Source organism: Halorussus ruber (assembly GCF_004765785.1).
In the GTDB taxonomy this organism is placed as follows: domain Archaea; phylum Halobacteriota; class Halobacteria; order Halobacteriales; family Haladaptataceae; genus Halorussus; species Halorussus ruber.
The window spans coordinates 293,107-316,982 of record NZ_SBIT01000001.1 but is presented as its reverse complement, the minus strand read 5'-3'; the positions used below and the strand labels follow the sequence as shown (position 1 = coordinate 316,982).

The 23,876-nt window shown below is 65.1% G+C and carries 28 protein-coding genes; 22 read left to right on the top strand and 6 right to left on the bottom strand.

What is annotated here, in order from left to right; translation table 11 throughout:
• Positions 1-388: 388 nt before the first annotated feature.
• Positions 389-976, top strand: coding sequence for an NADPH-dependent FMN reductase (locus EPL01_RS06155; protein WP_135824376.1), 588 nt, complete (start codon positions 389-391; stop codon positions 974-976).
• Here EPL01_RS06155 and EPL01_RS06150 read toward each other — a convergent pair.
• Positions 973-1,182, bottom strand: a complete 210-nt coding sequence (locus EPL01_RS06150) for a hypothetical protein (protein WP_135824375.1) — start codon at positions 1,180-1,182, stop codon at positions 973-975. The genes EPL01_RS06155 and EPL01_RS06150 overlap by 4 nt on opposite strands.
• A gap of 480 nt (positions 1,183-1,662) precedes the next feature.
• Here EPL01_RS06150 and EPL01_RS06145 point away from each other — a divergent pair, with 480 nt between their 5' ends.
• From EPL01_RS06145 to EPL01_RS06125, 5 genes are all read left to right on the top strand, one after another.
• Positions 1,663-2,247, top strand: a complete 585-nt coding sequence (locus tag EPL01_RS06145; RefSeq protein WP_135824374.1) for a thymidine kinase — start codon at positions 1,663-1,665, stop codon at positions 2,245-2,247.
• A 9-nt stretch (positions 2,248-2,256) separates the two neighbouring features.
• Positions 2,257-2,874, top strand: a complete 618-nt coding sequence (locus tag EPL01_RS06140; protein ID WP_135824373.1) for a YIP1 family protein — start codon at positions 2,257-2,259, stop codon at positions 2,872-2,874.
• 166 nt (positions 2,875-3,040) lie between these two features.
• Positions 3,041-3,304: a hypothetical protein gene (locus tag EPL01_RS06135; RefSeq protein WP_135824558.1), complete on the top strand. Its 264-nt coding sequence runs from the start codon at positions 3,041-3,043 to the stop codon at positions 3,302-3,304.
• A gap of 49 nt (positions 3,305-3,353) precedes the next feature.
• Positions 3,354-3,590: a hypothetical protein gene (locus EPL01_RS06130; RefSeq protein WP_135824372.1), complete on the top strand. Its 237-nt coding sequence runs from the start codon at positions 3,354-3,356 to the stop codon at positions 3,588-3,590.
• Between the two features lie 54 nt (positions 3,591-3,644).
• Complete coding sequence (locus EPL01_RS06125) at positions 3,645-5,759, top strand: DHH family phosphoesterase (RefSeq protein ID WP_135824371.1); 2,115 nt, start codon at positions 3,645-3,647, stop codon at positions 5,757-5,759.
• Between the two features lie 79 nt (positions 5,760-5,838).
• On the opposite strand, the gene EPL01_RS22385 is transcribed toward EPL01_RS06125, so the two are convergent.
• Complete coding sequence (locus EPL01_RS22385; protein ID WP_281275337.1) at positions 5,839-5,973, bottom strand: hypothetical protein; 135 nt, start codon at positions 5,971-5,973, stop codon at positions 5,839-5,841.
• A gap of 286 nt (positions 5,974-6,259) precedes the next feature.
• A complete protein-coding gene (locus tag EPL01_RS06120; RefSeq protein WP_135824370.1) occupies positions 6,260-7,582 on the bottom strand; it encodes an MFS transporter in 1,323 nt (440 codons plus the stop codon).
• A gap of 150 nt (positions 7,583-7,732) precedes the next feature.
• Between EPL01_RS06120 and EPL01_RS06115 the strand changes: the two genes are divergently transcribed.
• The 6 genes from EPL01_RS06115 (at position 7,733) to rqcH (ending at position 14,630) form a co-directional block, all read left to right on the top strand.
• A complete protein-coding gene (locus tag EPL01_RS06115; protein ID WP_135824369.1) occupies positions 7,733-8,371 on the top strand; it encodes a phosphoesterase in 639 nt (212 codons plus the stop codon).
• A 63-nt stretch (positions 8,372-8,434) separates the two neighbouring features.
• Complete coding sequence (locus EPL01_RS06110; protein ID WP_135824368.1) at positions 8,435-10,090, top strand: tRNA uridine(34) 5-carboxymethylaminomethyl modification radical SAM/GNAT enzyme Elp3; 1,656 nt, start codon at positions 8,435-8,437, stop codon at positions 10,088-10,090.
• A gap of 465 nt (positions 10,091-10,555) precedes the next feature.
• Entirely contained in the window at positions 10,556-11,068 is a 513-nt protein-coding gene (locus EPL01_RS06105) for a hypothetical protein (RefSeq protein WP_135824367.1), read from the top strand.
• A 9-nt stretch (positions 11,069-11,077) separates the two neighbouring features.
• Complete coding sequence (locus tag EPL01_RS22380; protein ID WP_281275336.1) at positions 11,078-11,203, top strand: hypothetical protein; 126 nt, start codon at positions 11,078-11,080, stop codon at positions 11,201-11,203.
• 63 nt (positions 11,204-11,266) lie between these two features.
• Complete coding sequence (locus tag EPL01_RS06100; RefSeq protein ID WP_135824366.1) at positions 11,267-12,154, top strand: MBL fold metallo-hydrolase; 888 nt, start codon at positions 11,267-11,269, stop codon at positions 12,152-12,154.
• Between the two features lie 355 nt (positions 12,155-12,509).
• Positions 12,510-14,630 carry a ribosome rescue protein RqcH gene (gene rqcH / locus EPL01_RS06095; protein ID WP_135824365.1) on the top strand — a complete coding sequence of 707 codons (2,121 nt, stop codon included), beginning with the start codon at positions 12,510-12,512 and terminating at the stop codon, positions 14,628-14,630.
• Between the two features lie 38 nt (positions 14,631-14,668).
• Here the strand turns inward: rqcH and EPL01_RS06090 are convergent, their stop codons facing one another.
• On the bottom strand, positions 14,669-15,370 hold the full coding sequence (locus EPL01_RS06090) for a DUF7509 family protein (protein WP_135824364.1): 702 nt from the start codon (positions 15,368-15,370) through the stop codon (positions 14,669-14,671).
• A 110-nt stretch (positions 15,371-15,480) separates the two neighbouring features.
• Between EPL01_RS06090 and EPL01_RS06085 the strand changes: the two genes are divergently transcribed.
• The 6 genes from EPL01_RS06085 to EPL01_RS06060 all read left to right on the top strand — a co-directional run bounded on the left by EPL01_RS06085 (position 15,481) and on the right by EPL01_RS06060 (position 19,614).
• Positions 15,481-15,903, top strand: a complete 423-nt coding sequence (locus tag EPL01_RS06085; RefSeq protein WP_168215827.1) for a winged helix-turn-helix domain-containing protein — start codon at positions 15,481-15,483, stop codon at positions 15,901-15,903.
• Between the two features lie 109 nt (positions 15,904-16,012).
• Positions 16,013-16,762 (top strand): DUF4013 domain-containing protein, encoded by a 750-nt coding sequence (locus tag EPL01_RS06080; RefSeq protein WP_135824362.1) that lies wholly within the window; start codon positions 16,013-16,015, stop codon positions 16,760-16,762.
• 146 nt (positions 16,763-16,908) lie between these two features.
• Positions 16,909-17,598 carry a DUF4013 domain-containing protein gene (locus tag EPL01_RS06075; RefSeq protein ID WP_168215826.1) on the top strand — a complete coding sequence of 230 codons (690 nt, stop codon included), beginning with the start codon at positions 16,909-16,911 and terminating at the stop codon, positions 17,596-17,598.
• A gap of 74 nt (positions 17,599-17,672) precedes the next feature.
• A complete protein-coding gene (locus tag EPL01_RS06070) occupies positions 17,673-18,083 on the top strand; it encodes a hypothetical protein (protein ID WP_135824360.1) in 411 nt (136 codons plus the stop codon).
• 28 nt (positions 18,084-18,111) lie between these two features.
• Entirely contained in the window at positions 18,112-19,179 is a 1,068-nt protein-coding gene (locus EPL01_RS06065; RefSeq protein WP_135824359.1) for an mRNA surveillance protein pelota, read from the top strand.
• Positions 19,180-19,194: 15 nt separating this feature from the next.
• Positions 19,195-19,614: a DUF8215 family protein gene (locus tag EPL01_RS06060; protein WP_135824358.1), complete on the top strand. Its 420-nt coding sequence runs from the start codon at positions 19,195-19,197 to the stop codon at positions 19,612-19,614.
• Positions 19,615-19,641: 27 nt separating this feature from the next.
• On the opposite strand, the gene EPL01_RS06055 is transcribed toward EPL01_RS06060, so the two are convergent.
• Positions 19,642-19,941 (bottom strand): hypothetical protein, encoded by a 300-nt coding sequence (locus tag EPL01_RS06055; protein ID WP_135824357.1) that lies wholly within the window; start codon positions 19,939-19,941, stop codon positions 19,642-19,644.
• A 322-nt stretch (positions 19,942-20,263) separates the two neighbouring features.
• On the opposite strand from EPL01_RS06055, the gene EPL01_RS06050 reads away from it, so the two are divergent.
• On the top strand, positions 20,264-21,391 hold the full coding sequence (locus tag EPL01_RS06050) for an acyl-CoA dehydrogenase family protein (protein WP_135824356.1): 1,128 nt from the start codon (positions 20,264-20,266) through the stop codon (positions 21,389-21,391).
• Positions 21,392-21,449: 58 nt separating this feature from the next.
• On the top strand, positions 21,450-21,986 hold the full coding sequence (locus tag EPL01_RS06045; protein WP_135824355.1) for an HAD family hydrolase: 537 nt from the start codon (positions 21,450-21,452) through the stop codon (positions 21,984-21,986).
• A 52-nt stretch (positions 21,987-22,038) separates the two neighbouring features.
• Here the strand turns inward: EPL01_RS06045 and EPL01_RS06040 are convergent, their stop codons facing one another.
• Positions 22,039-22,275, bottom strand: a complete 237-nt coding sequence (locus EPL01_RS06040) for a DUF5822 domain-containing protein (protein WP_135824354.1) — start codon at positions 22,273-22,275, stop codon at positions 22,039-22,041.
• Positions 22,276-22,408: 133 nt separating this feature from the next.
• Between EPL01_RS06040 and EPL01_RS06035 the strand changes: the two genes are divergently transcribed.
• Together EPL01_RS06035 and panB are read left to right on the top strand one after the other, a co-directional pair.
• On the top strand, positions 22,409-22,750 hold the full coding sequence (locus EPL01_RS06035; RefSeq protein ID WP_246045635.1) for an SHOCT domain-containing protein: 342 nt from the start codon (positions 22,409-22,411) through the stop codon (positions 22,748-22,750).
• A gap of 44 nt (positions 22,751-22,794) precedes the next feature.
• Entirely contained in the window at positions 22,795-23,607 is an 813-nt protein-coding gene (gene panB / locus EPL01_RS06030; protein WP_135824353.1) for a 3-methyl-2-oxobutanoate hydroxymethyltransferase, read from the top strand.
• Positions 23,608-23,876: the final 269 nt, after the last annotated feature.

Below are 23,876 nucleotides of genomic sequence, written 5' to 3'. Positions count from 1 at the left end.
AAAGAACGGCCAACTCTTTGAAATCGACTGCTATGAATACCATATAGCGGTTTTAGTCCCACCGACGACAGGGGAGCAGAGGGAATCGGTACGAGGGGAACATACCGAAATGACCCATTCTCTAGACTTGTCGGTTCTGCGGGAAGCGACCGCGGTCGCTTCCCGCTCGCGGTCGGGATATTTGTTCAGCAGGACGTATCAGGCTCGAAAACACTTCTCGGCTTTCACTCATGTAATTCTGTCTCTAGAAATTGTATTTGTTTTCTTAGTAATCGTACTCGTTTGTTAAACAAGCATAGAAATTGCTCAGTCGGGCAGAGAAAGAAACCCGTCGCTGTCGGTCGGGCCGCGCCACGACCTATTAGTCACTCGCTTCCGACTACCGAGTATGCCTGATTCGCCACACATCGCCGCGATTTGCGGGAGTTTGCGAGACGAGAGCGTCACCAGAGTCGCGCTCGAACACGCTTTGGAGGGCGTCGAGGAGGAAGGCGGCGCGGGCGAACTCCTCGACCTGCGCGAGTACGACCTGCCCGCCTACGACCCGGACGTGGACGCCGAGAACGCGGGCGACGCGGCCGAACTCGCCCAAAAAGTCCGCGAGGCCGACGCCGTCCTGCTCGGGACGCCGATGTACCACGGGTCGTACTCCTCGAACCTGAAGACCGCGCTCGACTACTGCGGGTTCGACGAGTTCGAGCACAAGACCGTCGGCCTGCTGGGCGTCTCGGGCGGGAGTTTCCCCATCACGGCGCTCGAACACCTCCGGTCGGTCTGCCGGGCGCTCGACGCGTGGGTTCTACCGTATCAGGCCGCCGTGCCGCGCTCGCACAGTTCGGTCCGCGACGGCACGTTCACCGACGAGAAGTTAGAGGAGCGCGTCCGCGAACTCGGTCGAGAAGTCGTCAACTACGCCACTATCGAACCGAGTCCGCCGACGATGGAGAGCGAGGAGAACGTCGGCGCGGTGGATTAGTTCGAGTCGTCGCCCGCGTCGTCGCCGAAGAGGCGTTCCGGGTCGGCGGAGTCGCTCGACGGCGTCTCCTCGTCGCAGTCCGGACAGAGCGCCTCGGTGTACTTCCCGACGATTTTGAGTCGCGTCCGGGTGACGCTCCCGTCGCCAGCGTGAATCGCCCCGCAGACGGGACACTTGTAGCTTTTCCGCGTCCTGAGTAGCCCCATCGTCCGGAAGTCTACATTCTACGCACATATTCGTTTCTCAGTCCGGCCGGGTGCGACCGAGGCTAGCGGGAACTTCCGTCACAAAAATATCATAAAAGATTTTTCGGAGAACGAAATACGATTACGTGAGAGGGTGAGAACGATGCCGGTCGTTCCGCACTACCCGTCCGACGAACCGGACCGCGAGCGAGACGCACCGGACTTCGGAGAAATCGTGGACGAGATTCTGGAGCGCGACGACCCGACGCCGTCCACGGTGTGACCTGTTTTCCCTATTCGGCCGAGTAGAAGTCAAGGTGGGCGTTTTTACCAAAAGACATCGTACTTCCAACCGCGTTTGGACCTGCCGGGGCGGATGCGATTCACATCGCGGCCGTCTTCGGTTTTTCAGGGCAGGTTCGTTTCCGATCAGTTCTGCGTCCGACACCGTATCGACCGAATCGGCAACCCTTTTGACGCTCCCTTGAGCGCAGAACGGACATGCACAAGATAACGAACAGTGGGTGGGTCGAAGTGATAACGGGGTGCATGTTCTCCGGCAAGACCGAGGAGCTTCTGCGCAGACTCCGGCGAGCCGAAATCGCAGATCAGGAGGTCGCCGTCTTCAAGCCCTCGCTCGACGACCGCTACGGCGAGGGCACCGTCGGGTCGCACAACGGCCGCCAGTGGGACGCGACCATCGTGGACCCCGACGAGGGCGTCTGGGACATCGCCGAGGAGCTAAACGGCGAGGAGGTCGTCGCGGTAGACGAGGCCAACTTTTTCTCCGATGACCTCGTGGAGGTTTGCGAGTTCCTCGCGGACGACGACCGCCGGGTCATCGTCTCGGGCACAGACCAGACCTTCCGGGCCGAACCCTTCGAACCTCTCCCGCGACTCATCACGCTGGCCGAGTACGTGGACAAGTATCAGGCCATCTGCGCGAAGTGCGGCGAACCCGCGACCCGGAACCAGCGCCTCATCGGCGGCGAACCCGCCCACGTCGAGGACCCGACCATCATGGTCGGTGCCGACGAGTCCTACGAGGCGCGATGTCGGAACTGTCATACCCTCCGGAGCGACTAGTTCGAGCTAATGACCCAGTGGGTCGAGAATCCGACCGGCGGGCGCGACCGGGGACCGGCGGCCCTCGCTCGCGCGTGGGTCGAAGTTCTCACCGGCCCCCGCCGGTTCTTCGAGCGCGCCATCGCGCCGGGCGACCAAGCGCCGGGGCTGGTCTTCGCCATGACCGTCGTGCTGATAGAGGAAGCGACCCGGTTCGCGCTCGTCGCTGGCGCGGCCCCCTCGCTCGGCGGGCGACCGACGCTCTCGGCGCTGTTCGGCCTCGCGGTGGCGGCGCTGTTCGTCGCGCCCGCGGTCCTCCACCTGACCGCCGCGCTCCAGACAGTCCTGCTGATGGCACTAGTTTCCGACCGCGCTGGCACCAGCGAGACGGTGCAGGTCATCGCCTACGCGACAGCGCCGTGCGTCTTCGCCGGGATTCCCTCGCCGACGCTCCGGGCGGCCTGCGCGCTCTACGGTGCTGTGCTGTTCTTCGTCGGCCTTCGGACGGTCCACGACACCTCGTACCTCCGGGCGCTCGTGGCCGGGGCGATTCCCGCCGCGCTGGTCTTCGGCTACGCCTTCCGCGGGTTCGCGGCGGGCCAAGCCCTTCTGGCGCGGTACGGCGTCGAACTGAGTAGCTTCTTCTGATTCAGAGGTCCTCGTCTTCGACCCCGAAGGTGAGTTGGAAGTCGTACCCGCCGACGAGCGCGTAGCTATCGACGACTTGGCCGCCGAGACGCTCGATGTCCTCGCGGATGGCTGCCCGAAATCGCTCCCCGTCCCTTATAAGGCGACGGCCCGCGTAGCCCGACCCATGCTCAACCTCATCCTCGAAGACTTCATGGTCGAGCTGAAGGACGGAGCAATCAAGAACGTCGGTCCCTCGAACAAGTCCGGCACCGCGAAGCTCTTCGACGTGGAGTCGGCCGAGGCCCGCGAGTTCGGCGACAAGCGCGTCAAAATCGTCTGCGAGGACGACGAGGGCAACGAGGTCCAAATCGCGCTGTTCCCCGAGCAGGTTCGGGAGATCGCAAACGACATCGAAGCGATGGAGGACGACAGTCCGGTCTTCGAGTGAGACCGCAGGCAGTCAACTTTCAAGGCACTCGGCGTTGGCCCACTATCGGATGGCACGAGATGACGCCGACGACCCCCGAAAGGCGGACCACTACCGGCACTGGGACGGAACCGACGAAATCGTCTTCGCGGTCGAGGAGGGCCGCGTGCTGACGATTCGGGAATACGAGAGCGTCGGGGACTTCGAGCGGACCGTCGAGGACGCCGACTACGCGGGAACGCACGAGGGCGTGGCGGACCTGCCGGGAGCCGAGGCGTTCGCCGACGACGAGGCCCCCGACGAGTAGGCAAACCAGTTTCGACAACAGTTTTAGGCCGGGGCTATATTTTCCGCGTATAAGATGGGTTCGTGTATCATCTGCGGCGCTCCTGCTGACGGCGCTATCTGCGACAGCCACGAGCAGGACGTCCGCTTCGAGTTTACCGGCAGCAATCCGAATCAGCTGACGCCGGGACGGTACTACAAAGGAACGGTCGACGGATTCGCCGAGTTCGGCGTCTTCATCAACATCGGCGACCGCGTGACTGGTCTGCTCCACAAGAGCGAACTCGACCAGCGACTCGAGTCGCTCGACTGGAAGGAGGGCGACGAGGTCTTCGTCCAAGTCACGGGCGTCCGCGACAACGGCAACGTGGACCTCGGGTGGTCGATTCGCCAGTCCGACCGCGAGTTCCGCGGGCAGCTAATCGACGACCCCGAGAAGGGCGCGATTCTCCCCGAGGAGGCCGACGAGGGCGAGAGCGACGACGGCGACGACCAGCAGGCTACCACCACCGACGGTGCTGGCACGGTCGATCCCCAGACCAAGCGCGACGCCCAGCAAGCCGAGGAGTCCGCCGAGGAAGAGAGCGACGACAAGTCCGAGGCCGAAACCACCGGGGCAGCCGCCGAGGAATCCGCGACCGAAGCCGAGGTCGAGTCCGAGAGCGACTCGGAACCCTCCCGCGTCCAAATCGAGACGCTGAGCGACCGCGTGGGCGAGACGATTCGCATCGAGGGCGAAATCGTCGGCGCGCGCCAGACCAGCGGCCCGACCGTCTTCGAGGTCCGCGACGAGACCGCGACGGTCGACTGCGCCGCGTTCGTGGAAGCGGGCGTCCGGGCCTACCCCGAAGTCGAGACGGGCGACCTCGTCCGACTCGACGGCGAGGTCGAACTCCGGAACAACGAGTTGCAGGTCGAGACCGAGGACCTCCAGAAGCTGGAGGGTGACGAGTACGAGACCGTCCAGACCCGCCTCGAAGACGCCCTGCGCGCCGAGGCCCGACCCGACGACGTGGACCTGCTGGCCGACCACGAATCGGTCGCCGCGGTCCACGGCCGCATCCGGGACGCCGCCGAGGAGATTCGACGCGCGGTCATGGAGTCCCGGCCGGTCATCGTCCGGCACAACGCCACCGCCGACGGCTACGTCGCTGGCGCGGCAATCGAGCGCGCGGTCCTGCCGCTGGTCCGCGACGAACACGCCAAGAGCGACGCCGAGTACCACTTCTTCGACCGGCGACCGCTCGAAGGCGGCGACTACGACATGGCCGACGCGACCAAGGACGTGACGACGATGCTCGACAACAAGGAGCGCCACGACGAGAAGCTCCCGCTGTTCGTCGTCGTCTCCGCCGGTAGCACCGAGGAGTCCCGCGACGGCTTCGAGTTGCTCGACATCTACGACGCTCCTCGCGTGGTCGTGGACGCCGGATACCCCGACGAGGGCGTGACCGACCTCGCCGACGTGGCGGTCAACCCGTACCTCGAAGGCGAGGAGGCCGACGACGTGACCGCGGGCCTCCTCGGGACGAACCTCGCGGCCCACGTCAACGACGACGTGCGCGAGGACGTCTCGCACCTCCCGGCGGTCAGCTACTGGGACGAGGCCCCCGAGGACTACACCGACCTCGCCAGCGACGCGGGCTACGACGAGGCCCACACCACCGCGCTCCGCGAGGCGGTCGCGCTCGAAGCCTACTACCAGTCCTACGAGGACAAGCGCGAACTGATTACGGACCTGCTGTTCGAGCACGAGAAGCGCGACCTCGCCGAACACGTCAGCGAGCAGTTCAGCAAGAAGCTCCAGAACGAACTCGACACCGTCGAGCCGAACCTCTCGGTCCGCGGTGCCGACGGCGTCTCCTTTACCGTGCTGGACACCGAGGCGTTCACTCACCGGTTCGACTTCCCGCCGACGGGTCTCCTGCTGGACGAGATTCACCGGCGCGAACTCGGTGCCGAGGGAGCCTCGGACGGCGACCACGTCACGCTCGGCGTGGGCGAGGACGAGATTCACATCCGGAGCGACGGCCGGGTCAACGCCCGCGACATCGCCGACGCCGCCAGCGAGGAGGTTTCCGACGCGGGCATCTCCGCGAAGGGCACCCGCGACGGAGCCATCGAGTTCCTCTCCGGCGAGCGCGAGGCCACCCTCGACGCGGTGGTCCTCGCCATCAGCGACCAGCTGTAATCCGCGGACAGCCAGAACAGCGTCGAAGACGCTTCTTCCGTCCGTTTCTCGTGGTGAGCGACTGCCGAAGTCCGCGCCGTCAGAGCATTCCGAACAGCACCGCCGCCCAGAACAGCAGCAGGAAGCCACCGGCGACCACCCAGAAGAGCTTCCAGACGAGGTGCACGTCGTCGAACGCCGAGGGGTTCGGCTTGGTGACGTGGTCGTTGCTCATGGCTCGGGAGTTCGTTTCACTTCGATAAGTAGTTTCGGTGGTGCGCCGTAGTCGTGGTCAGAAGAGCGACGATTCTGGAACTGTGGTTTCGAAAGCCCTCGCGGGCCTCGCGGTCGCTGACGCGACATATCTGGCGCGCGCAGAACTGCGCGCGCCAGATAGGGGTCGCGCAGACGACCGTGATAAACGCGAGGCCCGCTCGCCCTTTCAGTCCGCCGAGGATGGCAGTTGGCCCACCGGCCGAAACTAGTTGATGGACGCGCTACGCTGGACACTATCCGCGGCTCTACCCCTCGCCGTCCGCGGGAGCAGACGCCCGCACCGCCTCCGAATCGCCCCCCACCGAGAGCGGCGCGGCCCAGACCGCGAGCGCGACCGCGCCGACCAGCAGGACCGCGCCCAGCGCCGCCAGCATCCGGGGGAGCGCCGCGACCGCGAGCGCCCCGGCGGCGATTTTGAGCGGGGCGACCGCGACCGACCGGAGCATCGAGACCGTGCTGAGGACCGAGGCCCGACCGCGCGACCGGATGGCGTCGTTGATTCGACCGTCGGCGAGCGGCCGAGAAGTCGCGCCGAGCGCCCGCAGGAGGAAGAACAGCGGGAGCGCGAGCCACGGCTCCGCGAGGACCGCGAGGAGGCCGACGCCCGCGAGTACGGGCGCGACCCGGAACCACTCCTCGACGCCGACGACGGCCTCGATGCGGCCGGTCTGGCTCGCGGCGGCGGCCGAGACCAGCGTCAGCCCGGCGTAAATCGCGCCGAGGCGCTCGGGCGCGATGGACAGGACCTCGACGCTGAACGGCTGGACGAACAGGAGCGCCGCCGAGACTACGCCGAGGAAGAGCGCGGTGTAGGCCACGAACGACCGGAGGCCGGGCCGGGCGAGCGCGGTCCGGGTGACGGCGACGGCCTCCGGGACGGTGAGGTAGTCCGGGTCGTCGGAATCATCTTTATGTTTTTGGGCACTATTTTGATTTCTTTCTGCATTATTCTGATTGCTCTCGGCCTGCGCGGCAGGCACGGCGACGAGGAGCAACGCGACGCCCGCGAGGAGCGCGACGGCGTCGAGCGCCCACGGCAGGAGGTGGCTGACGGCGTAGGCCCAACTCCCGAGGAGGGCCGCGCCCGCCTGTCCCGCGAGGCCGAGCGCCCGCGCGCGGCCCGAGACGCGCGCGAACTCGGCTTCGGCGTCCGCGTCGGCCAGCACCTCGTAGAGCCACGCGTCCGACGCGCCGGAGGAGAACGTCGCGCCGATTGCTCGAATCACGACCGCCGCGAGGAAGGCCGGAAAGGAGTGGGATAGCGCGTACCCCACCGCGCCGAGCGCCCCGAGCGCGTTGGCGACCGCGAGGCCGTTCCGCCTGCCGATGCGGTCGGACAGGTAGCCCGTCGGGAACTCGAAGCCGAGGACTGCGACGGTGAAGGTGGCTTCGAGCAGGCCGAACTGGGCCAGCGAGAGGCCCCGCGACTGGTAGAAGACGACGTAGATGGGGACCGTGAACGCCAGCGACCGCGAGAGGACGTAGAGGTAAAATACGCCGACGGGTCGAGACGGCAGGCGTTCGGCGACCCTCTCGCGGATTTCGCTCTGTTCGGGGCGACTCGGCATGTGGTGTGACAGTTGTCACACAGCGATTTGAAGCTTATCCGAGATGTTATACCGTCACACACTGTCACTCCTCGGGCCTGCGTCGGACCTCCTCGACCCTGCTCGACCGCCAGCGAGGTTTTCCCTCGCGGCGGCGTACTTGGACCGGACATGAGTGCGTTCGAGACCGCGATGGAACTGTACCCCTACGTCTTCCACCCCGCGGTGATGGTCGGCGCGGGGGCGCTCGTCCTGATTCACTACGAGTGGGCGCGACGAGACGCCGACAAGTCGGCGCTCGCCCGTCGCCTCGGTGCCTTCCTCGGCGCGGGCGTCTGCTCGCTCGTCCCGACCGGCCTCTACGTCCTCGCCACCGGACAGGGCCTCTACGAGGTCACGAAGGGCAACGCGTGGCAGGTGGACGCGCTCGTCGCTGGCGGGATGTTCTTCACCGCCGGGGTGATGTGGTTCGTCTGGCACCGCTACGACTGGGGGTCGCTCGTGCCGGGGTACGCCGAGGCCCTCGCGGTCGCCACGGTGCCTTACATCGCGCTCTCGCCCTTCTGGAACTTCTCGGGTCACGTCACGATGGCGCTGGTGCCGACGCTCTACCTGACGCTCGTGGACCGGAAGTTCTGGCCGACGCTGTTGATTCCGGTCGTGATGGTCCCGAACCGCGTCTATCTCGACGCCCACAGTTGGGCCGAGTCGGTCGTCGCCCTCCTCGTCATCGCGGCGGTCGTTGTCGGCGCGTTCTGGTTCCAGACCGGCGGCGAGTTCCGGGCGGAACCGGACTCGGCGATTTCGTGAACAAACGAGTCGCGCACCCACAGACGACACCCTTTTCCCGACCAACCGACCAAATACCACGTAATGAGTACCGAGACGCCGGACGCCACCGAGACCGAGGCGTTCGAGCGAGTCTGCGAGGAGCTCGTCGAGCGCATCCTCGACGGCGACATCGAGCGCGACGACTTGGAGAGCGAGAAGCTATCGGTCTGTTCGGAGTACTCCTCACCGAAGGTTCCGAAGAACTCCGAGTTGCTCGACTACGCGCCCGACGAGCGCCGCGAGGACTTGCAGGAGGTCCTCCAGAACAAGCCGGTCCGGACCGCCTCGGGCGTCTCGCCGGTCGCCATCATGACCAGTCCCCACCAGTGCCCCCACGGCAAGTGTCTCTACTGTCCGGGCGGGCCGGGGTCGGAGTTCTCCTCCTCCCAGAGCTACACCGGTCACGAACCCGCCGCGGCGCGCGGCGTCCAGAACGACTACGACCCATACGGGCAGGTCACGCTCCGCCTCGAACAGTTGCGGGAAATCGGCCACCCCGTAGACAAGGTCGAACTCATCCTGATGGGCGGGACGATGACGGCCCGGAGCCACGACTATCAGGAGTGGTTCGTCAAGCGCGCGCTGGAGGCGATGAACGACTACGACACCGACAAGTCGCCGGAACCAGCCGAGGGCGTCAGTTTCGCCGAGGACCCCGAGGAGGTGCAGTTCCGGTATCTGGAGGACGTCATCGCGGAGAACGAGCAGAACGACATTCGCGCCATCGGCATCACCTTCGAGACCAAGCCCGACTGGTGCGACCCCGAGCAGATAAACCGGATGCTCGATTTGGGCGGCACGAAGGTCGAGGTCGGCGTCCAGACCACCTACGAGCGCATCAACCGCGAGATGCACCGCGGCCACGGCGTGCAGGCCTCCATCGACGCCAACCAGCGATTGCGAGATTCGGCGTTCAAAGTCGGCTTCCACATGATGCCCGGCCAACCCGGCATGTCCAAGGAGATGTGTCTAGAAGACTTCCGACGGCTCTTCGAGGACGAGAAGTGGAAGCCCGACTACCTCAAAATCTACCCGACGCTCGTGGTCCGGGGCACCGCGACCTACGACTGGTGGTATCAGGACGAGTACGAACCGCTCCAGAACGAGGAGGCCGCCGAACTCGTCGCCGAAATCAAGTCGATGATTCCGAAGTACACCCGCCTCCAGCGCGTCCAGCGCGACATCCCCGCGGACTTCATCGACGCCGGGGTCTGGAAGTCGAACCTCCGACAGCTCGCCCGCCAGAAGATGGACGACCACGGGTGGGAATGTGACTGCATCCGGTGCCGCGAGGTCGGGATGAACGACGAGGACCCCGAGAACGTCGAACTGGACGTGATGACCTACGAGGCCGCCGGGGGCACCGAACACTTCATCAGCTACGAGGACCCCGACAAGGACCTCCTCGTCGGCTTCTGCCGACTGCGCTTCCCCGGCGACCCGGTCCGGCGGGAACTGGAGGACGCGGCCCTCGTGCGCGAACTCCACGTCTACGGCCCGATGGTCGAGGTCGGCGACCAGAGCCACGACTGGCAGCACAAGGGCTACGGCAAGAAACTCCTCCGCAAGGCCGAGGAGATTGCGGGCGACGCGGGCTACGACAAGGTCAGCGTCATCTCGGGCATCGGCGCGCGGGAGTACTACCGCGAGAAGTTGGGCTACTATCAGGACGGCCCGTACGTGAGCAAGCGGCTCTGAGTCGCCGCGAGCACAGCGAGCGGGCCGAGTGAGGACCGAAGGGACGAACGACGGCTTTTCATCGACGTTTTGCCAGCGAGTGAGCGGCGCGAACGAGCGCGGCAAAAGGTCGGACGTACTACCGCGAGAAGTTGGGCTACTATCAGGACGGCCCGTACGTGAGCAAGCGGCTCTGAATCGCCGCGAGCACAGCGAGCGGGCCGACGACTACTCGCCCGTCGCCCCAGTATATCTTACCATCGTTAAAGACATACAAATTTATTCGGAAGAAATGTATATATTTCTCCAGAGGTCCTCTGTCCGTGTCGATACGCTGGCGAATTCCCGCCACCGCTCGACCGACTCGGCTTCATTTTTCAACCTTCGCGCGAGAGTATATAAACCAAAGCGGCCAACTTCGTCCCGTCGAGGATGTCGTCGGAAGAGAAAATCTATCGGTCGTCGGCGGAGGAACTCCGGAAAACGATGGAGAACCAGCGGGAAGCGTACGCCCGGATAAACCAACTCGCAGTCGATTTGGCGAAAATCGACTTGCTCACGGTCAGCGCCGTCCTCGCTGGGATTTCCCTCTCCAAGCTATCGCTCAGTCTTCCGCTCGTCGCCGGTCTGGTGACGTTCGGCTACGCGCTCTGGTGTTGTGTCCGCGTTTACGAACCACGGTCGTTCACCCACGGCATCGGTGCCGAGGCCGTCGAGGAGATAGACGAGTCCGCTCGGAGCGGAAGAAACGCCGAAGAACACTACCGACACCTCATGTTTTCCTACAGACGAGCGATTCTGCGTTTATCGACCGCATACGGTGCGGTACGGAAAACCTTCCGTAACGCGCTCTGGGCGTCGATAACGGCGCTCGTCTTCTTTGGCTACGTGGCTGTTCGCCAACTCCTTCCGTCGTATCCCTTCCAGTTCGACGTGGTTCTGCTCGTGGTCGTCTCAGTCGTTGCGCTCTGGAGAAGGGATAAATACGAGCGCGAATAAACGATACTCATGCGAAAAGACGATAATGACGATATGGATCTAGAGGAAATCCCGAAGGGATATTCACTCCAATGGGTCGAGGGAAGGCATCCGGACGAAACCGACACGACAGTGGAGACGGTCGGCGACGAGTAATCTCCTACCTCGTCAGCTCCTCGGAGCCATCCGGCTTTAGTGCGCTCGCCAGCAACTCGTTGCATGAACCTCACTCTCTTAGGCTCGGGTGGCGACTCCCAGACGCCGATGCCGACCTGCGAGTGCCGCGTCTGTACTCCCGCCCGCCAACAGGGCCGACCCCACGCCAGACTCGGCAACTCGACGTACGTCCACGAGGCCAACGCCGTCGTGGACGCCCCCGAGTCCATCTGGGCGATGCTGAACCGCGAGGAGGTGACCGACGTGGACTACATCTTCATCTCGCACCACCACGTCGACCACGTCGGCGGCCTGCGAATCGTCCAAGCCATCGGGCGACCCCAGTACCCCCTCGAAGACTGGAACAACGAGGACCCCGCGACTGTCGTGATGAGCGAGACGACCTACGACCGCATCGCCGAGTCGCTCGACCTCGAATCGCAGTACGACGACCGGGGCTACGCCGAGTTCGAGTTTCTGGCGGACGGCGAGACGATGGACCTCGGCGGAGGTATCGCGGTCACGGCCATCGGCGCACCCCTCGACCCCGGTGGACCGGAGGACGCCGCGATGGGGTACCTGTTCGAGGAGGACGGCGAATCCGGCGATGCGGACTCCTCGGCGCTCGTCTTCCCCGACGAGACGACGTTTCTCGACCTCGAAAAAGTGCCCGACGACCTCGGTTTGTGGGTCCGAGAGTGCGGGATGTTCCGCGAGACGCCGAGCGGCGACCTCATCCTGAGCGAGGAGCTGTGGGCCGAGGAGCGCGAGCATCAGACCACCTTCGACCAGACGCTCGAACAGGTCCGGACCGTCGAACCCGACCGGACCGTCCTGACCGAAATCGAGGAGATCTACCGGCGGCGACCCGGCGAGTACGCCGACCTCGAATCTGCGTTCCCGGAGTTGAATCTGGAGTTCGGCCGCGACGGGATGGACATTGAGGTGTAAGACGTGAACGTGATGGTCCACGGAATTGGGTACAATATTTACGGAACGAATAGCGAATGGGGAAAATAGCCCGACCGACGAAACGCGCGACAAAACTGGCGAGCGAACTACTTCCGAATCCTAGGCGTCACCGCAACCGCACAGCACCGCCCTCGAACCTCCCCACCCTCCTGCGGTCCTCGGCCGATGGCCTGCGGTCCTCGTCCCTCGCGCGAGCGACGCAGGCGAAGCCTGCGCCGCCGCGCGCCGTGACTGTCTTCGTCGGCGACTGTCCGGTTCGCTGTAACTCCCCGTCGGCGACTGTCCGATTCGCTGTAACGACACGCCTTTGTCCGCCGATAAAAAACGAAAGGCCATGGACCAGAAGCGGGAACTGTCGAGTATCGACCTCGCAGCCGTCGTCTCCGAGTTGGGGACCTACGAGGGCGCGAAACTCGACAAGGCCTACCTCTACGACGACGACTTTCTGCGGCTGAAGATGCGGGACTTCGACCGGGGTCGGGTCGAACTCCTCGTGGAAGTCGGCGACCTGAAGCGGGCGCACGTCTCGGCTCCCGAGAACGTCCCCGACGCGCCCGGCAGACCGCCGAACTTCGCCATGATGCTCCGCAATCGACTCTCCGGGGCGGACTTCGCGGGCGTCGAGCAGTACGGCTTCGACCGCATCCTCCAGTTCCACTTCGAGCGCGGCGACGAGGACACCACCATCGTCGCCGAACTGTTCGGACAGGGCAACGTCGCGGTGCTGGACGAGAACAACGAAGTCGTGGATAGCCTCGACACCGTCCGGCTGAAATCCCGGACCGTCGCGCCGGGGAGCCAATACGAGTTCCCCGACGAGCGCGTCAATCCCCTCGAAATCGACTACGAGACCTTGGCGGCGCACATGGAGGAGTCGGACACCGACATCGTGCGGACCCTCGCCACGCAGCTCAATTTCGGGGGCCTCTACGCCGAGGAGGTCTGCACTCGCGCTGGCGTCGAGAAAGGAAAAGACATCGAGGACGCCAGCGAGGAGGACTACGAGGCCGTCTTCGACGCCATCCAGCGCCTCGCCGAGCAGGTTCGGGAACGCGAGTTCGACCCGCGAGTCTATCGGGAGGACGACCGCCTCGTGGACGTGACTCCGGTGGCTCTCGAAGAGTACGCCGACCTCGACTCGGAGCCGTTCGACACCTTCAACGAGGCGGTCGATTTCTACTTCGCCAACGTCGATTACGAGGGCGAGGACGGCGGCGAAGGTGCCGGGGCCGGAGACCAGCGCCCGGACTTCGAGGCCGAAATCGAGAAGCAAAAGCGCATCATCGAACAGCAGGAGCAGGCCATCGAGGGGTTCGAGCAGGAGGCCGAACAGGAGCGCGAGAAGGCGGAACTCCTCTACGGCCACTACGGACTGGCCGACGAGATTCTCACGACGGTCCAGAACGCCCTCGACCAGGGGACCTCGTGGGAGGAAATCGAACAGCGCTTCGCAGAGGGCGCAGAACAGGGCATCGCTGCCGCCGAGGCCGTGCAGGGCGTCGACCCCGAGAACGGCATGATTACGGTCGAAATCGACGGGACGAACGTGCCGCTGGACGCCGAGATGGGAGTCGAGAAGAACGCCGACCGACTCTACACCGAGGCCAAGCGCATCGAGGAGAAAAAAGAGGGCGCGCTGGCCGCCATCGAGGACACCCGCGAGGACTTAGAGGAGGTCAAGCGCCGCAAGGAAGAGTGGGAGGCCGAACCAGACGAGAGCGGAGAGGGCGAAAGCGGCGAGGGCGACGAAGAGCAGGAGGAAACCGACTGGCTCTCGGAACCCTCGATTCCGATTCGCAAGCAAGAGCAGTGGTACGAGCGATTCCGCTGGTTCCGGACCAGCGACGGCTTTCTGGTCATCGGCGGGCGCAACGCCGACCAGAACGAGGAGTTGGTTCAGAAGTACTTGGAGGGCAACGACCTGTTCTTCCACACGCAGGCCCACGGCGGCCCCGTCACCGTCCTCAAGACCTCCGACCCGAGCGAACCCTCCCGCGACGTGGACGTGCCGGACCAGAGCAAGCGCGAGGCCGCCCAGTTCGCGGTGTCGTACTCCTCGGTCTGGAAGGACGGCCGATTCGCCGGAGAGGCCTACATGGTCACGCCGGACCAGGTGAGCAAGACGCCCGAGAGCGGCGAGTATCTGGAGAAGGGCGGGTTCGCCATCCGCGGCGACCGCAACTACTTCCGTGACGTGGAGGTCGGCGTCGCGGTCGGTATCGCCTGCGAACCCCACACCCGAGTGCTGGGCGGTCCGCCCTCGGCCATCGTGCCGCAGGTCGAGACCCACGTCGAGGTCGAACCCGGCCGGTACGCCCAGAACGACATCGCCAAGCGCATCTACCGGGAGTTCCGCGAGCGATTCGAGGACACCTCCTTCGTCCGGAAGGTGGCCAGCGCCGACCTGATTCAGGAGTTCCTGCCGCCGGGCGGGAGTCGGATGAAAGAGGAGTAAACGGCGACGGTTCGACCGCGTTTTCAGACTGCCACCACTCAGTCTCTCGGTCGGTTGTACAGTTCGAGACCTTCGAACCGAGTTAGATTTTCAACATTAGTAACGAAGTTGCGGATATTCCGGAGAAGGTCGGTCTCGCTTTCGTATTCGTAGGTGTCGATTCCGAAGCCGTGCGGTATCTCCTCGATACTCGCGCTGGAGAACCCGTCGGAGTGATAGATTCGGAAGCGTCGTCGCGGCTTCCGGCTTGGGTTTCGATTTCGGCGCCGAAGGTTGAATTCGCCGAGTATGGCCCCGATTTCGCTGGCCACTCCCGCGTTGAGACCGGCCTCGTCTAGAATGAAAATGACGGCATCGCTGACAGTCGCGTATTCGATGGACTGGTCGAGCGGACTCAGACCGGTTTCGTCCAAGCGCTCTCTCCTCGCTTCTCTCGTCGTTGGAATTCCGATATCGGTGGCGATAAACGCCCGTATTCCAGGGTCACTTCCGAGTTCGGTGCAGATGTCCCGAAGTGTCGCCTCCATGTCCTCGTGTTCGTCCGGGTCGAAGAGTTCTGCGTCGATGTACGGGCGTCCGATATCTTCGTCCGAATAGGCGTACGTCAAGTCGAACGGCGTGTACGGCCCCATGACGTAACACAAAAAGTCGGGGCGGTTTTTAGGCGCGGACGTAGCGTCCAGAATGTGGCGGTAAATGGATTTTCCCCTGTATTCGAGCGTCAAATCCCGTCGGCCCATTACTGAAATGCCATCACTGCCGAGGGTTAATATTTCCTATTTTGACTATCGGCAAAGAAGGTTAGCAAATCCTAACCTTAATCAGGATGGTCCGAGTAGTAACAGATACGATGGCTACAGAATCGCGTTCCGAGGGTGAAAATTCGCGGTCGGGAATTCCGGACGACGGCGAACTCGTGGATTTCGTAGACGACCGACTGTTCGACGAGCGTACCGACACGCTCGAACGGTTTACCGCACGAAAACAGGCGCTCGCACATCCGGTCCGTTACGCGATTCTCTACTACCTGTTCACGGCGACAGACGCCGAGGAGACCGAGCGGGTCCCTCGGAAGGAACTCAAGCGACTGCTGGACCGGGAGAAAAACGGCCTTCAGACTCACATGAGACCGCTGTTGAAAGCGAACTTGCTCGCGGAGGTCCCGGCCCCGGACGGCGCGGACGGTCGCCAGACGTTCTATCGACTCACGAACCTCGGTAAGCGCGAGATTCAGAGTGACCTCTGGAGCGTCGATGGGGAACGCCCCGAGTAGTGTCTCGAATTCTAATCCTATGCCTTCTCTCGCCACACAACGATTAAGCCGATAGCGAGCGTCCTTCTCTTGAGCGAGTTCTACCGAAGCGCCTGCTCGGGACCCAATCATGTTCGAAACAGCACTCAGATACCTCGTAGATAGCGACGACGGGACCGAGACGATTCTGGTCGGCGGACTGCTGACCTTGCTGGGGTGGCTCCTGATTCCGGCGGTGTTGGTCGCGGGCTACCTCCAGCGAGTCCTCGCGCGGACCAACGACGGCGAGCCAGCCCCATCCTTCGACGACTGGGCCGACCTATTCTGGGACGGTCTGAAGGCAATCGGGGTCGTGATAGCGTACGTCGCAGTACCGATAGTCCTGCTGACCGCGGTGCTAGCGAGTCTGGTGGTGGTCTCGGTCGAGACCACAGTCGAGGAGTCCGTCGCCGACCCCACCACGGTCGCCGAACCAGTCACGAGCGTCGGCCCTGACCCCCTCAGCGTTCTCGTCGTCCTCGGCGGCCTCGCGCTCGCCGGACTCACGTCGCTGGTCGCGTGGTACGCCCTGCCCGCGGCGCTCGCCCGCCTCGCGGTCGAGGGTCGCTTCGGCGCGGCGTTCGAGTTCGGGCGGCTCTGGCCGGTTCTCACGAGCGGGGCCTACGCCACCGGCTGGCTGGTCGCGCTGGTCGTCCTCGTCGTCGGCGGCGCGCTGGTGAGCGGCCTCGCGTCGATTCCCCTCCTCGGCTGGGCGCTGCTTCCGTTCGCGTCGTTCTACCTCAACGTCGTCGCGTTCGCGCTCTACGGACAGGGCTACCGCGACGCGACCGGGACCGGTCGTCGGGAACCTGTCGAGGGCGACCGACAGGCGTCGGTGTGACCCGTTTCGAGTAATAATTTTGTTTCCTAAGTAAATATTCTGTTGTCTTTAGTAATCCAGATTAATTCTCTTTCGGCTATTCCCCCGACGTATCTAAAGCGACCACGAGACGCCAGAACTAACTCCGATTGCGCGAATCCTCCACCGTGTTCCGCGAGGCGCTGACCTACCCCGTTCGAGGAGACCACGCCGAGCAGCCCCTCTTAGTCGGCGTCATCTGCTCGCTCGCCGTCGGCCTCCTCGCCCGCCTCGGCGTCCTCGCGCTCCTCGGCCTCCTCCCCGCCATTTTGCTGGTCGGGTACGCCGTCGCGGTCGTCCGGGCGACCGCGGAGTCCGACGGCAGTTCCTCCTCGCTACGGTCGGACGCGCCGCCCCGGTTCGGCGACTTCGGGGCGCTCGCGGCCGACGGCGTCCGGGCGCTGGTCGTCGCGGTCGGCTACCTGCTGGTCCCGGCGGTCGCGCTCGCGGTCACGATTCGGGGCGCGGCGGCGGGCAGTGGACCAGCGGACCTCGGCGCGACGGTTCTCCTCTTCGGCGCGAGTACGACGGTGCTGGTCGTCTCGCTGGCGTTCGCCTACCTCCTGCCCGCGGCGCTGGCCGGGGTCGCTCGGCGTCGGTCGGTGTCTGAGGGCTTCGACCGCGGCCGACTGCGCAAATTCGCGGGCGACGGCGGGTATTTCGTCGGGTGGATTTCGGCTCTGCTGGTCGCCGGGAGTTCCGTGGTCGTCCTCGGGTCGCTGGCGGCGCTCGGCCGCCCCGGCGAGGTCGCCGCCCTCGCGCTGTCGTTCTACGCGCTGGTCGCTGTTTCGCGGTTGGTCGGGCGAAGCGTTCGGTGAACGCGGGGAGCGCGAGCGATTCGACCGAGGAGACGATGAGAAGATACATGCCGGTGCCATCGTGGTTGGAACGCATGCGGCTCTCGAAGTGGTGCTACGCACTCGTCGGAATCACGCTCGTCAACCTCGGATGGTCGCTCGCCGGGACGGTGGTGAGAGACGGCTTCTTCTTCGACGCGGGAACCGTCGTTTCGCTCGTCTACCTGCTCGGTGGACTGTTCGGTCTCCTCCTCACGCCGGTTTTCTTCGTCGCGCTCTACGCCGATGCCGGTATCGTCCGAGGGAGTTCCTCGCCGTGGAATCCGGACCGCCGACTCTGGGTCGGCGGCGGGGTCCTGTGGTCGCTCCTCGCGTACGCGGTCAGCAGGAACCCGTCTATCGTGTTCGTCGTGGTTCCGTACCTGTTCCGTCGGTTCCGCAACCCGGTAGTGGACGAGTCTGACGGCGACGGTCGTCCGAATTCCCCCGCGTTCGACCGCAGGTAACTTATCGCCCGCCGACCCATTTCCGGGCATGCGAATCAGCAATCGCCAGCGGGTCGACGGGGGCGGCGAGCGCATCACGCTCGTCCCCGAGAGCCTCGACGACCTCTGGCATCTCACCTACGTCCTCGAACCCGGCGACCTCGTCTCGGGCGACACCACCCGGCGCATCCAGCGCAACGACGACCAGATGCGCGACACCGGCGGGGAGCGCGAGCACATGCACGTCACCATCGAGGTCGAGACGGTCGAGTTCCACAAGTTCGCCAACCGCCTCCGGGTCGGCGGCGTCATCGAGAACTGCTCGCGCGAGGACCAACTCGGCCAGCACCACACCATCAACTTCGAGGAGAACAAGGAACTCGCCATCGAGAAGGTCTGGAAGCCGGATCAACTCGACCGCCTCGAGGAGGCCGAGGAGGCCACCGACAACCCCGACGTGGCTATCGTCACGGTCGAGGAGGGCAAGGCTCACATCCACACTGTCGCCCAGTACGGGGCCGAGGAGCGCGCCGAGTTCACCGGCACCACCGGCAAGGGCGAGTACGCTCGGGGTCGGGACGAACTGTTCGCGGAACTCACCGACGCCGTCTCGCGCCTCGACGTGGACGCCATCGTCCTCGCCGGGCCGGGGTTCACCAAGCAGGACGCCTACGACTACATCGAGGAGAACGAACCCGAACTGACCGAGAAAATCACGACCGTGGACACCAGCGCGGTCGGCGACCGGGGCGTCCACGAGGTCCTCAAGCGCGGCGCGGTCGAGGAGGTCCAGAAGGAGACCCGCATCGCCGAGGAGGCCGAACTCATCGACGAACTCACCCGCCGAATCGGCGAGGGGGCGCGCGCGGCCTACGGTGCCGAGCAGGTCCAGAAGGCCGCCGACTTCGGAGCCATCGAACACCTCCTGCTTCTGGACGAGCGCCTCCGCGAGGAACGGGGGAAGGACGGCGAGTGGGAGTTCGACGTGAACGACCTCATCACGACGACCGAGCAGAAGGGCGGCGACGTGACCGTCTTCTCCAGCGAGTTCGCGCCGGGCGACCAACTCTCGGGGTTCGGCGGCATCGCCGCGCTCCTGCGCTACAGGCTGGAGTAGCAGAGAGGGACCCGAATGGTGGACGGACTCGAACGTTGGCTCGACCACGTCTTCTTCGCCGGACTCGAAGTCTCGGTGCTGTCGATTCCGGCGCTGGTCGTCCTGTTGTTCGCCAGCCCCCAAGGCCCCATCTCGCTGGCCGGGCTGGTCGCCGTCGTCGTCCTGACCTGCGCGGTCGGGACCTTCCGCGGCGGATGGTTCGACTCCCGCGACTGGCCTCCGGCGGGCGACCCCTACACCCTCCCGGTGCGCTCGGCCTACTACAGCGCGACCATCGCCGGGGCGGCCTCCCTCGGGACTGCCGCCCACACCGCGCTCGCCACCCCGTTCGCGGGAATCCTGACCGCCGCAATCGTCTCGGTCGTCGGCGCGGCCGCACTTCCCCGCGCCCTCGGCGGCATCGCGTCGCTGGCGGACCGACTCCAGTCCGCCTGAATCGACCTCTCACGCGCCGCGTTTCCGTCACACCCCGTTCTCCGAGAGGACGACGTAGACCGTCTCGCCGTCACCGCCGAGAATCTGAACCCGGAGGTCGTACTCCTCGGCGACCGAGGCCACCGCCTCGGGCAGAATCTCGGTGTCGGTCGGAACGGCAGTGACGGGCAACGCCCGGAGCAAGCGCCCGAGGAGTCCCTCGGGTTCGGGATACTCGACCTCGACGTGCCCGTCGAGAATCGGGTCGTGGTCCTCCTCGTCGGAGATCTCGAAGTCGAATCCCCGCGCCCGGAGGTCCTCGCGGGCGGCGCGCAGGTCGGCAGTCACGGAAGGGATTGGGAGGGCGGCCCACGAAAATCCTCGGGAGAGGTGACAGTATTCAGCCGCTTCGCTCGATGAACCACTCCACCTCCTTGGCGGACTGAAAGGACGAGCGCGGTTCGCGTGCAGTTTAGTCGCCTGCGCGACCCCTATCCGGCGCGCGCAGTTCTGCGCGCGCCGGATACGTCGCGTCAGCGACCGCGAACCGCGCGAGGGCTTTCGAGACTCTATCTGCTCCCCGACCACTATTCGATTGTTCCGACCGCTGTCTTCCTCCGAGCGCTCCGGAACAGGCAACTTTTTCCACCCGCTCGCCCACAAATCCGGTATGAACCTCTCGGACGAACAGCAGGCCATCCGCGACGTGGTGCGGGAGTTCGCGGTCGAAGAAATCCGCCCGACTGCCGAGGAGTGCGACGCCGACCAGACCTTCCCCGAGGAGGTCTGGGACGGCCTCGCCGACCTCGACATGACCAGCCTCACGGTCCCCGAGGAGTACGGCGGCCTCGACGTGGACCGCCTGACCTACAGCATCGTCAACGAGGAGGTCGCCTACGGTCAACTCGCGGTGGCGACCGCGCTCTCGGTCCACAGCCTCGCAACCTCCTGCATCGCCGAGTTCGGCGACGAGGACCAGAAGGAGCGCTGGCTCCCCGACATGGCCGAGGGTCGGCCGGTCGGAGCCTTCGCGCTCTCGGAACCCCAAGCCGGGTCGAACCCGGCGGAGATGACGACCGAAGCGAAGCGCGAGGGCGACGAGTACGTCATCAACGGCAAGAAGCAGTGGATAACCAACGGCCACCGCGCTGGCGTCGTCGTCCTGTTCGCCAAGACCGACCGCGACGACCCCCGGTCGGTCACCCAGTTCGTCGTCCCGAAGGATGCCGATGGGTTGGAGGTCGGCAAGAAGGAGGACAAACTCGGCCTGCGCGCCAGCGACACCACGACGCTCGTCTTCGAGGACGTGCGCATCCCCGCCGAGAACCGCCTGACCGAGGAGGGCCGGGGCTTGTCTGCGGCCTTCCACATCCTGAACGGCGGGCGCATCGGCATCGCCAGCCAGTCGGTCGGACTGGCCCAGTCGGCGCTCGACGAGGCGGTGGCCTACGCCCAGGACCGCGAGCAGTTCGACCAGCCACTCTCGGAGATTCAGACGATTCGCCACAAGTTGGCCGACATGCAGACGCAGGTGCAGGCCGCCCGTCTGCTGACCCGAGACGCCGCCCGGCGCGACGACGAGGGCGAGAACGTCGAGATGGCCGCCAGCATGGCGAAGTACTTCGCCAGCGAGGCCGCGGTCGACGTGGCCAACGAGGCGGTCCAGATTCACGGCGGCTACGGCTACACCACCGACTTCGACGTGGAGCGACTCTACCGGGACTCGAAGATTCTACCCATCTACGAGGGGACCTCCGAGATTCAGAAGAAGGTCATCGCGCGCAACGTGCTGGAATAGCCGGGAGAAGATTCGGCCGACCGACACCTCTTTTTCCGCGGTGGCCCTACCGCGAGTCGTGACCAGAGACGACGCCGACGAGTTGGCCGCGGTCGTCTACGACCTCGACGGGACGCTGGTCCGACTCGACGTGGACTGGGAGGAGTTAGAGGCCCGACTCGAAGCCCTGCTGGAGCGCGAGGGCGTAGACACCGGCCCGCACAGCGCGTGGAACCTCCTCGACGCCGCCGAGGAGGCCGGGGTCGGCGACGAGGCCGACGAACTCATCGCCGAGGCCGAGCGCGGCGGGGCCGCCGACTCGTGGCGACTCGACCTCGCGGACGCCCTCGCCGACCACGAGGTTCCGGTCGGCGTCTGCTCGCTCAACCACGAGTCGGCGGTCCGCATCGCGCTGGACCGCCACGACCTGACCGAACACGTCGAGAGCGTGGTCGGCCGGGGGACGGTGCCCGAGCGCAAACCCCACCCGCGCGCCCTGTTGGCGGCAATCGAGGAGTTGGGCGTCGAACCCGAGAACGTCCTGTTCGTCGGGGATTCGGCGAGCGACGAGGAGACAGCCGAACGCGCCGGGACGAAGTTCGAGTGGGTCGAGTAAGTCGAGTGAGAAAGGGTTTGGAGGGTGCTCGGCGAGAGAGAACGAGAGTATTCTACTCCTGACTCCGGGCGTAGAGAAACACGCCCACGGCCATCACGAACCACACCAGCGCGCCGACTCGAATCGCAAACTCGGCTCGCGCGGCCCACGTCGGGAGCGAGACGCCGACGAGGAGGGCGACGACGGCGACGACTGGCGCGCCCACGACGATGGTGAGGACGAAGGTGGTCTGCATCACCCACCCGTAATCGACGCCCTCGGGGTCGTGGGACTCGACTGGTTCGGGCACGTCTGGAACGCGGGTCGCTCGGGGCTTAAACGTTGCAGTTCGGCGCGGCAGCCGGACAGCGTTCGGCAGCGAGAAATCTCACAGTCTTGAAAGCGCCAGACAATACTTACGGTCCGAAACCCAACTCACAAGTGTGAGTACGATTCCGCTCGTCGCCCTCCAGATGGGCGGCGGCCAGATGGGAAACGGCATGGGACCGGGCGGCTGGGGGTTCGGCTTCGGTTTCGTCGGTCTCGCGGTCATGGCCCTCGTCCTCGGCACAATCGGATACCTCCTCGTGAGCGCGCTCGGGGGGAGCGAGCAAGCTCAGACCGGCGGACGGGACTCGACCGTCGAGGACCGCGGACGAGCGACCGGCGAGGTGGACCCCGCGCTCGAAGAACTCCGGAAGCAGTACGCTCGGGGTGAAATCGACGACGCGGAGTTCGAGCGACGTGCCGAACGCCTCGGCGGCGACTCCGAGTCGGCGCGATGACCGGAACCGAACATGTTTAACACACCGCGAACCAGTCAACGAACATGACGACCGTTCAGGACCTCGCGGAGAAGGCGGGCGAGGAGCAGATCACGATGCTGACCGCGTACGACGCACCGACGGCCGAAATCGTAGACGAGGCGGGCGTGGACCTCATTCTGGTCGGCGACAGCATGGGCAACGCGGTGATGGGCCACGACTCGACGCTCCCCGTGACCGTCGAAGAGATGCAGAGCCGGACCGCCTCGGTCGCGCGGGCGGCGGACGACGCGATGGTGGTCGCGGACATGCCCTTCCTGAGCTACGGCGTGGACGAGAGCGAGGCCATCGAGAACTGCGGTCGGATGCTCAAGGAGGCCGAGGCCAACGCGGTCAAAATCGAGAGCGGCCCTCACACCGTCGAACTCACCGAGCGACTCGTGGACTTGGGCATTCCCGTGATGGCCCACCTCGGGCTGACGCCCCAGCGCGTCAACCAGCTCGGGGGCTACTTCCGGCAGGGCACCGACGAGGAGAGCGCCGCCGAGATGCTGGAACTGGCGACGGCCCACGAGGAGGCCGGAGCCTTCTCGCTGGTGCTGGAACACGTCCCCTCGAACGTGGCCAGCCAAATCACCGAAGCCATCGACATCCCGACCATCGGCATCGGCGCGGGACCGGACACCGACGGGCAGGTCCTCGTCCTCAACGACGTGTTCGGCATGAGCGACCGCAGTCCCTCCTTCTCCAAGCAGTTCGGCGACGTGCGAAGCGAGATGGAGCGCGCCGTGGCCGGGTTCCGCAACGCGGTCGAGTCGGGCGAGTTCCCCGCCGAGGAACACAGCTACGAGGAAGCCGAAATCGACGACCTGTACTGACGACGCTTCGGTGCTGGTCTGGAAGCCCGTTTTTCCTCATCTATATTCTTGAGCCATAAGTATACACATTTAGACTAGGTATGGATTGTTAATGGCGGCGAGGAGCTAGCTGTTGCCGACTCACGGACGACACCGCAACCGCCCCGCACCGCGACGGCCTCACGCCCCACAACCTCGTCGGCCGCCGCAGGCGGCCGACTCCCTCGCACGTGCGGCGCGGCGCTCGCGCGCCGCGCCCACGCGCACCGGAAGAAAAATTTGTCCCCGTG

Bases quoted from the DNA above. Each gene is read 5' to 3' on its own strand.
- EPL01_RS06120 (WP_135824370.1), bottom strand. From the start codon at position 7,582: ATGCCGAGTCGCCCCGAACAGAGCGAAATCCGCGAGAGGGTCGCCGAA.
- EPL01_RS06140 (WP_135824373.1), top strand. From the start codon at position 2,257: ATGACCCAGTGGGTCGAGAATCCGACCGGCGGGCGCGACCGGGGACCG.
- EPL01_RS06105 (WP_135824367.1), top strand. From the start codon at position 10,556: ATGGAGAACCAGCGGGAAGCGTACGCCCGGATAAACCAACTCGCAGTC.
- EPL01_RS06135 (WP_135824558.1), top strand. From the start codon at position 3,041: ATGCTCAACCTCATCCTCGAAGACTTCATGGTCGAGCTGAAGGACGGA.
- EPL01_RS06085 (WP_168215827.1), top strand. From the start codon at position 15,481: ATGGCTACAGAATCGCGTTCCGAGGGTGAAAATTCGCGGTCGGGAATT.
- EPL01_RS06155 (WP_135824376.1), top strand. From the start codon at position 389: ATGCCTGATTCGCCACACATCGCCGCGATTTGCGGGAGTTTGCGAGAC.
- EPL01_RS06150 (WP_135824375.1), bottom strand. From the start codon at position 1,182: ATGGGGCTACTCAGGACGCGGAAAAGCTACAAGTGTCCCGTCTGCGGG.
- EPL01_RS22385 (WP_281275337.1), bottom strand. From the start codon at position 5,973: ATGAGCAACGACCACGTCACCAAGCCGAACCCCTCGGCGTTCGACGAC.
- panB (WP_135824353.1), top strand. From the start codon at position 22,795: ATGACGACCGTTCAGGACCTCGCGGAGAAGGCGGGCGAGGAGCAGATC.
- EPL01_RS06115 (WP_135824369.1), top strand. From the start codon at position 7,733: ATGAGTGCGTTCGAGACCGCGATGGAACTGTACCCCTACGTCTTCCAC.
- EPL01_RS06080 (WP_135824362.1), top strand. From the start codon at position 16,013: ATGTTCGAAACAGCACTCAGATACCTCGTAGATAGCGACGACGGGACC.
- EPL01_RS06070 (WP_135824360.1), top strand. From the start codon at position 17,673: ATGCGGCTCTCGAAGTGGTGCTACGCACTCGTCGGAATCACGCTCGTC.
- EPL01_RS06145 (WP_135824374.1), top strand. From the start codon at position 1,663: ATGCACAAGATAACGAACAGTGGGTGGGTCGAAGTGATAACGGGGTGC.
- EPL01_RS06050 (WP_135824356.1), top strand. From the start codon at position 20,264: ATGAACCTCTCGGACGAACAGCAGGCCATCCGCGACGTGGTGCGGGAG.
- EPL01_RS22380 (WP_281275336.1), top strand. From the start codon at position 11,078: ATGCGAAAAGACGATAATGACGATATGGATCTAGAGGAAATCCCGAAG.
- rqcH (WP_135824365.1), top strand. From the start codon at position 12,510: ATGGACCAGAAGCGGGAACTGTCGAGTATCGACCTCGCAGCCGTCGTC.
- EPL01_RS06090 (WP_135824364.1), bottom strand. From the start codon at position 15,370: ATGGGCCGACGGGATTTGACGCTCGAATACAGGGGAAAATCCATTTAC.
- EPL01_RS06100 (WP_135824366.1), top strand. From the start codon at position 11,267: ATGAACCTCACTCTCTTAGGCTCGGGTGGCGACTCCCAGACGCCGATG.
- EPL01_RS06060 (WP_135824358.1), top strand. From the start codon at position 19,195: ATGGTGGACGGACTCGAACGTTGGCTCGACCACGTCTTCTTCGCCGGA.
- EPL01_RS06110 (WP_135824368.1), top strand. From the start codon at position 8,435: ATGAGTACCGAGACGCCGGACGCCACCGAGACCGAGGCGTTCGAGCGA.
- EPL01_RS06130 (WP_135824372.1), top strand. From the start codon at position 3,354: ATGGCACGAGATGACGCCGACGACCCCCGAAAGGCGGACCACTACCGG.
- EPL01_RS06125 (WP_135824371.1), top strand. From the start codon at position 3,645: ATGGGTTCGTGTATCATCTGCGGCGCTCCTGCTGACGGCGCTATCTGC.
- EPL01_RS06065 (WP_135824359.1), top strand. From the start codon at position 18,112: ATGCGAATCAGCAATCGCCAGCGGGTCGACGGGGGCGGCGAGCGCATC.